9 protein-coding genes and 1 pseudogene are annotated in these 12152 nt (G+C 65.9%); 9 read left to right on the top strand and 1 reads right to left on the bottom strand.

The genetic code is table 11. The features are described from left to right. The first annotated feature begins 51 nt into the window (after positions 1 to 51). The 9 genes and pseudogenes from QQK25_RS03765 (at position 52) to QQK25_RS03730 (ending at position 8918) form a co-directional block, all read left to right on the top strand. Positions 52 to 846, top strand: a complete 795-nt coding sequence (locus QQK25_RS03765; RefSeq protein ID WP_284186744.1) for an SDR family NAD(P)-dependent oxidoreductase — start codon at positions 52 to 54, stop codon at positions 844 to 846. 30 nt (positions 847 to 876) lie between these two features. Beyond that, on the top strand, positions 877 to 1785 hold the full coding sequence (locus QQK25_RS03760) for an acetaldehyde dehydrogenase (acetylating) (RefSeq protein WP_284186743.1): 909 nt from the start codon (positions 877 to 879) through the stop codon (positions 1783 to 1785). Between the two features lie 103 nt (positions 1786 to 1888). Continuing rightward, the gene (gene dmpG / locus QQK25_RS03755) at positions 1889 to 2920 is read left to right on the top strand and encodes a 4-hydroxy-2-oxovalerate aldolase (protein WP_153162987.1); all 1032 of its coding nucleotides are present in this window, start codon (positions 1889 to 1891) and stop codon (positions 2918 to 2920) included. A 66-nt stretch (positions 2921 to 2986) separates the two neighbouring features. After that, positions 2987 to 3157: pseudogene (thmT, locus tag QQK25_RS23570) on the top strand (2-hydroxymuconate tautomerase); the annotation flags it as partial. Positions 3158 to 3181: 24 nt separating this feature from the next. Next, the gene (gene thmT / locus QQK25_RS23565) at positions 3182 to 3373 is read left to right on the top strand and encodes a 2-hydroxymuconate tautomerase (RefSeq protein ID WP_153162998.1); all 192 of its coding nucleotides are present in this window, start codon (positions 3182 to 3184) and stop codon (positions 3371 to 3373) included. Between the two features lie 92 nt (positions 3374 to 3465). Further along, positions 3466 to 4422: a SphA family protein gene (locus QQK25_RS03745; RefSeq protein WP_284186742.1), complete on the top strand. Its 957-nt coding sequence runs from the start codon at positions 3466 to 3468 to the stop codon at positions 4420 to 4422. Positions 4423 to 4633: 211 nt separating this feature from the next. After that, positions 4634 to 6088: an NAD-dependent succinate-semialdehyde dehydrogenase gene (locus tag QQK25_RS03740; RefSeq protein WP_284186741.1), complete on the top strand. Its 1455-nt coding sequence runs from the start codon at positions 4634 to 4636 to the stop codon at positions 6086 to 6088. A gap of 318 nt (positions 6089 to 6406) precedes the next feature. Next, positions 6407 to 7672: an MFS transporter gene (locus QQK25_RS03735; RefSeq protein WP_284186740.1), complete on the top strand. Its 1266-nt coding sequence runs from the start codon at positions 6407 to 6409 to the stop codon at positions 7670 to 7672. Positions 7673 to 7736: 64 nt separating this feature from the next. After that, positions 7737 to 8918 (top strand): acetylornithine transaminase, encoded by a 1182-nt coding sequence (locus tag QQK25_RS03730; RefSeq protein WP_284186739.1) that lies wholly within the window; start codon positions 7737 to 7739, stop codon positions 8916 to 8918. Positions 8919 to 8984: 66 nt separating this feature from the next. On the opposite strand, the gene QQK25_RS03725 is transcribed toward QQK25_RS03730, so the two are convergent. Beyond that, positions 8985 to 11882: a bifunctional diguanylate cyclase/phosphodiesterase gene (locus QQK25_RS03725; protein ID WP_284186738.1), complete on the bottom strand. Its 2898-nt coding sequence runs from the start codon at positions 11880 to 11882 to the stop codon at positions 8985 to 8987. Positions 11883 to 12152: the final 270 nt, after the last annotated feature.

Below are 12152 nucleotides of genomic sequence, written 5' to 3'. Positions count from 1 at the left end.
TCACCCATCCGGCTACCGCAGCAGTCCCACCCCCACACCAACCGAGGCTTTATGGATCTTCAACTCGCAGGCAAGCGTGCCCTCATCACCGGCTCCACCTCTGGCATCGGCTTTGCCACCGCCCGGCTGCTGGCCGCCGAAGGCGCTGAAGTCGTCGTGAACGGCCGTGGCCGTGCCGGCGTTGCGGCTGCGGTCGAGCGCCTTCAGGCCGCTGTGCCCGGCGCCAAGGTGACCGGCATCGCCGCCGACATCTCGTCCGTCACCGGCTGTGAAACCCTGGTGGCCGCCTGTCCGGACGTGGACATCCTGGTCAACAACATGGGGATTTTCGATCCCAAGCCCTTCGAAGAAATCGCCGATGAAGAGTGGTTCAACTTCTTCGAAACCAACGTGATGAGCGGCGTGCGCCTCACCCGCAGCTACCTGCCGGCCATGAAGGCCCGCAACTGGGGCCGCGTGGTGTTCATCTCGAGCGAATCCGGCGTCTGCCCGCCGGCCGAGATGGTGCATTACGGCATGACCAAGGCCGCTCAGCTTTCCGTCGCCCGGGGCCTTGCCGAAACCTGCGCCGGCTCCGGCGTCACCGTCAATTCCGTACTCCCCGGCCCGACCCGTACAGAAGGTGTCGCGACGTTCTTCGGTCGTCTGGCCGAAGAACAGGGCGTCACGGTGGAGGAGGCCGAACGGGCCTTCTTCGCCAATGCCCGGCCGACCTCGATCATCAAGCGCCTCATCGACCCCGCCGAGGTCGCCGCCATGGTCGCCTATGTCTGCAGTCCGCTGTCCTCCGCAACCCAGGGTGCGGCCCTCCGGGTCGAGGGTGGCGTAGTCCGCAGCATGGTTTAACCCCAGCGTCTCAACAGGAACAACACAACGATGACTAAGAAGATCAAGTGCGCCCTGATCGGTCCCGGCAACATCGGCACCGACCTGCTGGCCAAGCTGCAGCGCAGCCCCGTCCTCGAGCCGGTCTGGATGGTCGGCATCGATCCTGAATCCGACGGCCTCAAGCGGGCCCGCGAGATGGGCATCAAGACCACCGCCGACGGCGTGGATGGCCTGCTGCCCCACATCAAGGCCGACGGCGTGCAGATCGCCTTCGACGCCACCAGCGCCTACGTGCACGCCGAAAACAGCCGCAAGCTCAACGAGCTGGGCGTGCTGATGATCGACCTCACCCCGGCCGCCATCGGCCCCTACTGCGTGCCGCCGGTCAATCTGCTCGAGCACGTGGGCAAGGGCGAGATGAACGTGAACATGGTCACCTGTGGTGGCCAGGCCACTATCCCGATGGTCGCCGCGGTCTCCCGCGTCCAGAAGGTTGTGTACGGCGAGATCGTCGCCACCGTGTCGTCCAAGTCGGCCGGCCCCGGTACCCGCAAGAACATCGACGAATTCACCCGCACCACCGCGGGCGCCGTCGAGCGTGTGGGCGGCGCCGAAAAGGGCAAGGCGATCATCATCATCAACCCGGCCGAACCCCCACTGATGATGCGCGACACCGTGCACTGCCTGGTCGAAGGCGAGCCGAAGCAGGACGAGATCCGCGAATCCATCGCCGCGATGATCAAGGAAGTCCAGAAGTACGTGCCCGGCTACCGCCTGGTCAATGGGCCGGTGTTCGACGGCAACCGCGTGTCGGTCTTCCTGGAAGTCGAAGGCCTGGGCGACTACCTGCCCAAGTACGCCGGCAACCTGGACATCATGACCGCCGCCGCCGCCCGCACCGCCGAGATGTTTGCCGAAGAGATGATCGCCGGCCGTCTGACCCTGAAACCCGTCTGATCACCCCACGCCCCGAAGGTCGGATCTTTTCCGACGCGGCGCGACGAACCGACGTGAGTTGTCGGACTGAAGTCCGACCTACAAGAGAACACAGGAGAACCCGATGGATCTCAAAGGCAAGAAAATCACCCTCCACGACATGACCCTGCGCGACGGGATGCACCCCAAGCGCCACCTCATGTCCCTCGAGCAGATGAAGTCGATCGCCACCGGCCTCGACGAAGCGGGCATTCCGCTGATCGAAGTCACCCACGGCGACGGCCTGGGCGGCAGCTCGGTGAACTACGGCTTCCCGGCCCACACGGACGAGGAATACCTCTCCACCGTGATCCCGCTGATGAAGCAGGCCAAGGTCTCGGCGCTGCTGCTGCCCGGCATCGGCACCGTCGATCACCTGAAGATGGCCCGCGAGCTGGGCGTGAACACCATCCGCGTGGCCACCCACTGCACCGAGGCCGATGTGTCCGAACAGCACATCACCATGGCCCGCAAGCTGGAGATGGACACCGTCGGTTTCCTGATGATGAGCCACATGAACAGCCCCGAAGGGCTGGTCAAGCAGGCCAAGCTGATGGAAGGCTACGGCGCCAACTGCATCTACGTCACCGACTCCGCCGGCCACCTGCTGCCCGACGGCGTGAAGGCCCGCCTCTCGGCCGTGCGTGACGCGCTGAAGCCCGAGACCGAGCTGGGCTTCCACGGCCACCACAACCTCGCCATGGGCGTCGCCAACTCCATCGCCGCCATCGAAGTGGGCGCCACCCGCATCGACGCGGCCGCCGCAGGCCTGGGTGCCGGCGCCGGCAACACCCCGATGGAAGTGCTCGTCGCGGTGTGCGACCTGATGGGCATCGACACCGGCGTGAATGTCGCCAAGATCACCGACGTGGCCGAAGACCTGGTCATCCCGATCATGGACTTCCCGATCCGCATCGACCGCGACGCGCTGACCCTCGGCTACGCCGGGGTGTATGGCTCCTTCCTGCTGTTCGCCAAGCGCGCCAGCGCCAAGTACGGCATCCCGGCTCGCGACATCCTCGTCGAGCTGGGCCGCCGCGGCATGGTGGGCGGCCAGGAAGACATGATCGAGGACACCGCCATCACCATGGCCAAGGCCCGCGGTCTGGCCGTCTGAGGCCTGTTCCAGCACTGGCGGGGCGCTCCGGCGCCCCGCACCATCGCAACAGCCACGGAGAACACCATGCCGTTTGCGCAGGTTCATCTTGTCGAAGGTCATTCCGCCGAACAGAAGCGCGCAGTCATCACGAAGGTGACCCAGGCCCTTCAGGACGCCGTCGGCGCGCCGCGGCCCAACATCCGCGTGTGGATCCACGAGCTGCCCAAGTGCGACTTCGGCATCGGCGGCGAAAGCGTCGAGGCGCTTGAAGACACCGCGCTGCCCTTTGCCCAACTCTTCCTGATCGAAGGGCGCAGCGAAGAGCAGAAGCGGGCGGTCATCGAAAACGTGACCCAGGCGCTCGAAGAAGCCGTCGGTGCAGCACGTCAGGTGATCCGCGTATGGATCCAGGAAGTACCCAAGACCAACTGGGGCATCGCCGGCAAGACCGCCAAGGATCTTGGCCGCTGAACCCGGTTCCGCATCAAACCGCTCCCTTCTTGCCGGGAGCGGCGCAGTACCGCAGTAGAAAAAATCATCCAATAACCACAAGGAGGAGAAACATGAAGAAGTCACTCATCGCAGCACTCGTCGGCGGCCTGCTCATGGCCGGTGGCGTCGCCCAGGCCAAGGAAGGCGGCGACCAGTACCCGAACGGTGCCGAAAACTGGTACGCCGGCGCGCTGCCGCCGCCGGGCACTTATTTCATCAACTACTTCGGCTACTACGGCGGCACGCTGAAGGACGGCGGCGGCGACACCGTCAAGCATCCGGCCACCAACAACAAGGAAGCCCGCGTCAATGCGGTGTTCGACGCCCTGCGTGTGGTGCACGTCACCAACACCCAGGTGCTCGGTGGCAACTGGGCCATGCACGCGATCCTGCCGATCGTGAACCAGAGCATCGGCAACCTGCCGGGCACGGTGGGTTCGGCCAGCAAGTTCGGCATCGGCGACATCACCATCGACCCGTTCGTGATCACCTGGCACCACAGCCCCGAGCTGCACACCGCTTTCGGCCTGGACATCAATCTGCCCACCGGCGCCTACGACAAGAACGACCCGCGCACCAGCATCGGCGCCAACTACTACAGCTTCGAGCCGCTCTACGCCGTGACCTGGCTGCCGAAGGGCGGCTGGGAAGTCTCCGCCAAGCTGATGTACAACACCAAGACCAAGAACACCGATTCGGTCTTCCTGGGCCAGCCCGGCAAGTACCAGTCCGGCGACGAGTTCCACATGGATTACCTCGTCGGCAAGCACGTGGGCGAGTGGGCTTTCGGCATCAGCGGCTATTACCTCAAGCAGCTGAGCAACGACAAGTTCAACGGCACCACCGTGCCGGAGATCCCCGGCATCATCTCCGCCGGCCGCAAGGGCCAGGTCTTCGCCTTCGGTCCCAGCGTGAAGTACACGACCAAGACCGGCACCATGTTCATCGGCCAGTGGCAGCATGAAACCATGGTCGAGAACCGCTTCCAGGGCGACAAGCTGTGGTTCAAGCTGATCACCCCGCTGTGATCACGGCCTGAAGGAATCCCGGAAGGGCAGGGGGCTGCGCTTCCGGGCGTGCAGTGCGAAAAATTGAAAGCCAGTCGGTGCAAACCGGCTGGCTTTTTTTGTGCTGCTTTTTGAGACGCTGTTTGTGCTGGCGGCGCGCCGCAGACCCGCGCAGAATCACGCTCCGTGAGCGCCCGGCGGCCTGCGCCAAGAACATGAGGAGACCTGTTTCATGCTGAACCTTCAAGACCCGACCCTGCTGCGTCAGGCCTGCTACATCGACGGTGCCTGGGCGGCGGCCGACAGTGGCGAGACCATCGCCGTGACCAACCCGGCCACTGGCGAGACCATCGCCAGCGTGCCCCGCTGTGGTGCTGCCGAAACCGAGCGCGCCATCGCCGCCGCCGACCAGGCCCTCAAGACCTGGCGCAACACCACCGCTGCCGAACGCAGCCGCATCCTGCGCCGCTGGTTCGATCTGCTCATGAGCAATCAGGATGACCTGGGCCGGCTGATGACCGCCGAGCAGGGCAAGCCGCTTGCCGAGGCCAAGGGCGAGATCGCCTACGCCGCGGCTTACGTGGAATGGTTTGCCGAGGAGGCCAAACGCGCCTACGGCGAGGTCATTCCGTCGCCCTTCAAGGATCGGCAGATCGTCGTGACCAAGGAACCCGTTGGCGTGTGTGCGGCGATCACCCCGTGGAATTTCCCGTCGGCGATGATCACCCGCAAGGTGGCCCCTGCCCTGGCGGCGGGCTGCACCATCGTCCTCAAGCCCGCCGAGCAGACGCCCCTGTCGGCCCTGGCCCTGGCCGAGCTGGCCGAACGGGCTGGCGTGCCGAAGGGCGTGTTCAGCGTTGTTACGGGCAAGGCCAGCGCCATCGGCGGCGTGATGACCGCCAGCCCCATCGTGCGCAAGCTCACCTTCACCGGCTCCACGCCGGTGGGCAAGCTGCTGATGGCCCAGTGCGCCGGCACCATCAAGAAGCTGTCGCTGGAACTGGGCGGCAACGCGCCTTTCATCGTCTTCGACGACGCCGACGTGGACGCCGCGGTGGCCGGCGCCATCGCCTCCAAGTACCGCAACGCCGGTCAGACCTGCGTGTGTTCCAACCGCTTCCTGGTGCAGGACGGCATCTACGACACCTTCGCCGCGAAGCTGGCCGAGGCCGTCGCCGGCCTCAAGGTGGGCAACGGGCTGGAGGAGGGCGTCACCCAGGGCCCGCTGATCGACGACGCGGCCATCGCCAAGGTCGAGGCGCTCGTCGCCGACGCGCTGGGCAAGGGCGCCCGGGCTGTGTCCGGCGGGCGTCGCCATGCCCTCGGCCGCACCTGGTACGAGCCCACCGTGCTGGCCGACGTGACCCCGGCGATGGCGGTGGCGAAGGAGGAGATCTTCGGCCCGGTGGCGCCGCTGTTCCGCTTCACGACCGAGGACGAAGCGATCCACATGGCCAACGACACCGAGTTCGGCCTGGCGGCGTATTTCTACTCGAAGGACCACGCCCGGGTGTGGCGCGTGTCGCGCCAGCTGGAGTACGGCATGGTGGGCATCAACACCGGGCTGATCTCCACCGAAGTGGCGCCCTTTGGCGGCGTGAAGCTCTCGGGCATCGGCCGGGAAGGCTCCAGCCACGGCCTCGACGAGTACATGGAAACCAAGTACCTCGCCCTGGGCGGGCTGTAAGCGCACGACGCTTCGAGCCCGAAGTTTGCCCAGGCCGGCGAACGTGGGCCTGCCCTGCGGCTGGCGTGCTGGCCTACGATGCGGACAGGGCCGCCCGCAATGCGCTGCCGAGCAGGGACGACGGAAAAAAGTCATCCGGATCAGGGAACAAGCGCTGATCGCGCCGGTCAATCGGATGCAAGGCAGGACGGCGGCGAGCGGGGTCAGACCCGTCTCGTCGCCGTCGGCTTTTGGGCCCGCTGTTCCCGGCGCTTTTCCGCTACCCTGCGGCAAGCCCGGCCGCGACCGAGCCGGCCAGCAACATTCATCGACGACTTCATGACCTCCACCCCGACGCCCCAGGCCCCGCCCGGACGCCGCTGGCCCGCATCCATGCGGTCCCTGGCCCAGCGTAATTTCCGGCTCTACTTTCTCGGTCAGGCGATCTCGATCCTCGGCTCGTGGATCCAGCAGGTGTCGCTGTCGTGGCTGGCCTATCGGATCACCGGTTCGGCGGCGCTGCTGGGCGTGACGGCCTTCTGCGCGCTGATCCCGCAGCTCGTCGTCGGCCCCCTGGCCGGGGCGTGGATCGACAAGCAGGACAAGCGCCGCTGGTTGATTGGGGTGCAGTCGCTGCTGGCGCTGCAGGCCTTCGTGCTGGCCACGCTCACGGCGCTCGACATGATCGGTCCGGCGCTCATCATCCTGATGTCCCTCCTGCTCGGGCTGCTCAACAGCTTCGACACGCCGCTGCGCCAGTCGCTGATCGGCAGCTTCGTCGGCCAGCGGGAGCATCTGCCCAACGCGCTGGCGCTCAACGCGATGCTGTTCAACGCCGGACGCTTCGTCGGGCCGCCGCTGGCCGGGCTGTTGCTGGGGCTCACGTCCGAGGCGGCGTGTTTTGCGATCAACGGCTTCTCCTTTTTGGCGCTGATCGTCGGGCTCACACTGATCGAAGGCATCGAGCCGCCGCGGGCCAAGGGTTCGATGGGCCAGGTGTTCCGCGAAGGGGTCACCTACGCCTGGCACACCTGGCAGATGCGGATGCTGATCGTCACCCTGATCGCCCTCAACCTCACCGCCTCGGCCTACGCGGTGCTGCTGCCGGTGTTCGCCCGGGACGTATTTGCGGGTGGCGCGACGACCCTCGGCTGGCTGTGGGGCGCGGCGGGCTGCGGGGCGTTCGCGTCGACCATCGTGCTCGCCAACCACCGGCAGCTGCATGCGGTGATGCGGGCCGTGGTGGCCGGCGTCATCATCAGCGCGGTGTCGCTGATCGCCTTCTCGCTGGCCGGCTCGCTGCCCTTGGCGCTGGCGGCAATGGCCGGGCTGGGCTTCGGGATCTCGGTGTGCAACGTGGGCATCAACATGCTGATGCAGGGCATGGCGCCGGAAAAACTGCGGGGCAGGGTGGTGTCGTTCTTCACTTCGGCGCGCTTCGGTTTCGACGCCCTGGGCGGCCTGCTGGCCGGCTTCATCGCCGGGGCGATCGGCGCCGGCCACACCCTGCTGTGGGAGGGCGTGGTGCTGGCGGCCTTCGTCGTCTTTCTGCTCAGCCGAAGCCGGCGGCTCGTCAACCTGGCATCGGAAAGCCCGGCAGGCTGATCCGAACACATGTTCTTCACCTTGGGCCGGTATACTTGCAGGCTCATGAATTTTGGAGCCACCCATGCGCTACGGAGAGTTTGACACCGCTTCCCTCATGTACATCACCAACCGCCCCGATCTCGTGTTCGAGCGCGGCGAAGGGGCGTGGCTGTACGACCACAACGGCAAGCGCTACCTCGATTTCATCCAGGGCTGGGCGGTCAACTGCCTCGGCCACTGTCCCGCCGAGATCACCGACGCGCTGGTGAAGCAGGCGAAGACCCTGCTCAACCCCAGCCCGGCCTTCTACAACGGCCCGATGGTCGAGCTCGCGGGCCTGCTCACCGCCAACTCGGTGTTCGACCGCGTGTTCTTCGCCAACACCGGCGCCGAAGCCAACGAAGGCGCGATCAAGCTGGCCCGCAAGTGGGGCAAGCTGCACCGTAACGGCGCCTACGAGATCATCACCTTCGACCACTCCTTCCATGGCCGTACGCTCGCCACCATGTCCGCCTCGGGCAAGGCCGGCTGGGACGTGATGTACGCGCCGCAGGTGCCCGGCTTCCCGAAGGCCGACCTCAACGACATCGCCTCCGTCGAGGCCCTCATCACCGACAAGACCGTCGCCGTGATGCTGGAGCCGGTGCAGGGCGAAGGCGGCGTGATCCCCGCGTCGCCCGAGTTCATGCAGGCCCTGCGCAAGCTCACCCGCGAGCGCGGCATCCTGCTGATCGTCGACGAAGTGCAGGCCGGCATGGGCCGTACCGGCACCCTGTTCGCCTATCAGCAGTCCGGCATCGAGCCAGACATCATGACCCTCGGCAAGGGCATCGGCGGCGGCGTGCCGCTGGCTGCGCTGCTGGCCACCGAGTCCGTCGCCTGCTTCGAGCCGGGCGAGCAGGGCGGCACCTACAACGGCAACCCGTTGATGGCGGCGGTGGGCGTGGCGGTGCTGCGCAAGCTGCTGTCGGAAGGCTTCATGGAATCGGTGCGGGCCCGCGGCGAGTACCTCAAGCAGCGCCTGCTCGAGCTCTCGGAAAAGCACGGCCTGAAGGGCGAGCGGGGCTGTGGCCTGCTGCGCGCGCTGATCCTCGACGACGACCGCGGCCCGGCCATCGTCAAGGCGGCGCTGGAGATGGACCCTCAGGGCCTGCTGCTCAACGCCCCGCGTCCCAACCTGCTGCGCTTCATGCCGGCCCTGAACGTAAGCGAAGGCGAGATCGACCAGATGATCGAAGCCCTCGACGTGCTGCTGAAGAAGTAAGCCCGCATTGGCCGGTTTTCCGGCCATGTACAAAAATGGCGCCGCAATCCGGCGCCATTTTTACGTCTAGGTGGTGAGCGCGATGACGTCCTGGGTGATCAGCTCGCCCATGACGCCGGCCGGAACCGGCCGAGAGAAATGGAAGCCCTGGCCGACGCGGCATCCGAGCTCGTTGAGGATCGCGCACTGCTCGGCCGATTCGATGCCTTCGGCGATGGTGAGCAGCGACATGTCGCGGGCGATGCTGATGATGGCGCGGATCAACGTGATGTCGTCCGGGTTGCGGTGCAGCTCGGATACGAAGGAGCGGTCGATCTTCAGCACGTCGAAGCGGAAGTTACGCAGGTAAGAGAGGCTCGCGTAGCCGGTGCCGAAGTCGTCGAGGGACAGCATGATGCCCAGTTCGACGAGGCCTTCGAGGGTGTGCCGGATGCGCTCGTCCTGATCCAGCAGCACGCTTTCGGTGACCTCGATCTCCAGCCGCGCGTTGCTCAGCCCGTGGCGGGCGAGGGTGTCGCGCACGTAGTCGACGAAATCCGGCTGGCGCAGCTGAGGCACCGCGACGTTCACCGCCAGCCGGATCGGTGCGGTGCCCTGGGCGTCCCATTCGGCCAGCTGGCGGCAGGCTTCGTCGAGCACCCAGGCGCCGATCGGGACGATGAGGCCGGTGTCCTCGGCGATGGGGATGAAGCGGTCCGGCGGGATCAGCGCCTCGCCCTGGGGCTGCCAGCGCAGCAGCACCTCGCAGCCGACAATGCGCATCGAGGCCAGATCGACCTGGGGTTGGTAATGCAGCACCAGCTCTTTGCGGGCGAGGGCGTGGCGCAGGCCGTTTTCGATATGCAGGCGGTTGGTGGCCCACTGGTTGAAGTCGGCGGTGAAGAACTGGAAGTTGTTCCGGCCCACATCCTTGGCGTGGTACATCGCCGCGTCGGCGTTCTTGATGAGGGTCTCGGCGTCGGTGCCGTTATCGGGGAAGAGCGACACGCCAATGCTCGGGGTGATGTGGAAATCCTGGTTGCGCACCAGATACGGCTCGCCCAGCGCCTCGCAGATCTTGCGGATCACCGGCAGGGCGTTGGCCGGCTGGTCAAGGGCCGGGAGTACCACCGCAAACTCGTCGCCCCCCATGCGGCTGACGGTGTCGCTCTGGCGCACCAGGCGGCGCAGGCGGGCCGCGACTTCCTGCAGGATCTCGTCGCCGGTGGCGTGGCCGAGGGAGTCATTCACCGTCTTGAAGCGGTCCATGTCGATCACCAGCACCGCGACGCGCTTCTTCTCGCGCTCGGCGATGGCGATGGCCTGGGTCAGGCGGTCGTTCAGCAGGGCGCGGTTGGGCAGGCGGGTGAGGAGATCGAACTCCACCAGCTGACGGATGCGGTCTTCGGCTTCCTTGCGCTCGGATACGTCGAGGAAGGTGCCGATGTAGTGCAGCACCTCGCCCTTGCCGTTGCGCACCGTGGAGATGGTGAGCTGCTCGGGAAACACCGTGCCGTCGCGCTTGCGGTTCCAGATCTCGCCGCTCCAGGTGCCGGTGGCGCGGATCGTCTTCCACATCGCCCGATAGAAAGCCTTGTCGTGGCGGCTGGAGGCGAGCAGGGTGGGGCGCTGGCCGATGACTTCGTCTGCAGCGAATCCGGTGATCTCGCAGAATGACGGATTGACGGCGAGGATGCGGGTGTCGGGGTCGGTGATGATGATGCCTTCCCGGCTGGTCTCGAAGACCCGGGCCGAAAGATGCAGGGCCTCGGCCTGGCGTTCGAGGGTCTGGGCGTGGGCGTCGATCCGCTGGGTGTAGGCGCGTAGCTGCCGGCTGATCCAGCGCGAGAAGAAGTAGGACGCGATGATCGCCAGTAGCAGCGCCAGGCCTGCCGCCAGCGCCACGAAGGGCAGACGGCTCGACACCGATTCGATGATCGCCTGACGCTCGGCCGCGATCGCGGGCTCCATCTCCTGCTCGAACAGGGACGCCACCACCACGATGTTCCAGGGTCGGTAGACCGTGACGAGGGAGGTGCGGTTGCCGATCTCGCCAAGACTGCTTTCCTTGCCAGGATCGACCCGGCTCCAGGGGTATTCAGCCACTCCGCCGCCCTTTGCGCCCAGGGCGATGAGTTCGCCGCGGATGCGCTTCATCTCGTCGGTGCCGACGCTGGTGTAATGCTTTCCTTCGTGTTCGGGCCATTGGGTCTGCAGCAGGATCTTCCCGTCGAGCCCGAACACGGCAAAGTGGCCGGTGTCGCCGAACTTCCAGGCCCGCAGGCGCTCCAGGCCTTCCCGAAGGCGCATGTCGTGCCAGCGCTGTAGGTAATCGCCGGTGCCGATGATCCAGTCGTAGGGCGCGAAGTGCGCCACGTAGGCGAGCTTGTCGGACATCGCCTTGGGTGATCCCGGCGAGTACCAGCGGTAGGACGAATAGCCCGAGCCATCGCCTTCCTTCACCGCGTTGATCAGACCACGCATGATGTAGTGACCGGTGTCGTCCTGGTTGTCCCACAGGGACGAGCCTTCCCGTTCCGGTGCAATCGGCAGGAGGACGCAGCGGCCCTCCATGTCGTCCACAAAGAAGTAGCCGCCGCCGTCGAAGAAACGCTGGGGCCGCAAGGCCTCGATGATCAGCCGCTTGACCTCGGCCTCGGGCCGCCGGCCGTGCTCCCGGTCGTAGATCGCCTGGGCGGTCTGCATGGCCATCGATACCCGCTCCTTGAGCGCGGCCTTGAGGGTGCTTTCAGTCAGGGATTGGGCGAAGTCGATGTATCCGATGGCCGCCGACATCTCGGTGGCGAGGCGCTCCTGCTTCTTGGTGGCGAAGCTGTCTTCGAGCCGTTTGAAGAAGCGCTGATGCTCGGTCATGCCGATGAGCAGGAAGCTCACGCCCAGGGCGAGCGCCATCACGACCACGACGATCAGCGTGCCTGCAAGGTGCAGACGGGGCAGATTTCGGTCGGTGACGCGGATTCTCATGAACACTCGGGGTTGGGGGGCATCAATTATTCTTTGATCGAGGAAGGGGCTACAGGCCCGATCTCGCAGCCTCTTTTAACGGCCGGAGTCGCCGGGGCTAAAGTGACGGGGTGTGGAATATTCATCATCCGGCATCATCTTCCGGCCGTCGGCGGCACTGCATGCGCCGCCCGAAAGGTGAGGGGTGGCGCGTGCTGTCGGGGCCTGAGGCCTTCATCACCAGCCCGGCCGCGTTCGACTTTTCCTGGTTTTCTTGTACCCGAATGAAGT

The organism is Zoogloea oryzae (assembly GCF_030161255.1).
In the GTDB taxonomy this organism is placed as follows: Bacteria; Pseudomonadota; Gammaproteobacteria; order Burkholderiales; family Rhodocyclaceae; genus Zoogloea; species Zoogloea oryzae.
Note: the sequence above shows the minus strand (reverse complement) of the source record. Positions and strands in the feature narration are given on the sequence as shown.

Excerpts from the sequence above, each read along its gene's own strand:
- QQK25_RS03735 (WP_284186740.1), top strand. The coding sequence starts at position 6,407 with ATGACCTCCACCCCGACGCCCCAGGCCCCGCCCGGACGCCGCTGGCCC.
- QQK25_RS03745 (WP_284186742.1), top strand. The coding sequence starts at position 3,466 with ATGAAGAAGTCACTCATCGCAGCACTCGTCGGCGGCCTGCTCATGGCC.
- QQK25_RS03725 (WP_284186738.1), bottom strand. The coding sequence starts at position 11,882 with ATGAGAATCCGCGTCACCGACCGAAATCTGCCCCGTCTGCACCTTGCA.
- QQK25_RS03730 (WP_284186739.1), top strand. The coding sequence starts at position 7,737 with ATGCGCTACGGAGAGTTTGACACCGCTTCCCTCATGTACATCACCAAC.
- QQK25_RS03760 (WP_284186743.1), top strand. The coding sequence starts at position 877 with ATGACTAAGAAGATCAAGTGCGCCCTGATCGGTCCCGGCAACATCGGC.
- QQK25_RS03765 (WP_284186744.1), top strand. The coding sequence starts at position 52 with ATGGATCTTCAACTCGCAGGCAAGCGTGCCCTCATCACCGGCTCCACC.
- QQK25_RS03740 (WP_284186741.1), top strand. The coding sequence starts at position 4,634 with ATGCTGAACCTTCAAGACCCGACCCTGCTGCGTCAGGCCTGCTACATC.
- dmpG (WP_153162987.1), top strand. The coding sequence starts at position 1,889 with ATGGATCTCAAAGGCAAGAAAATCACCCTCCACGACATGACCCTGCGC.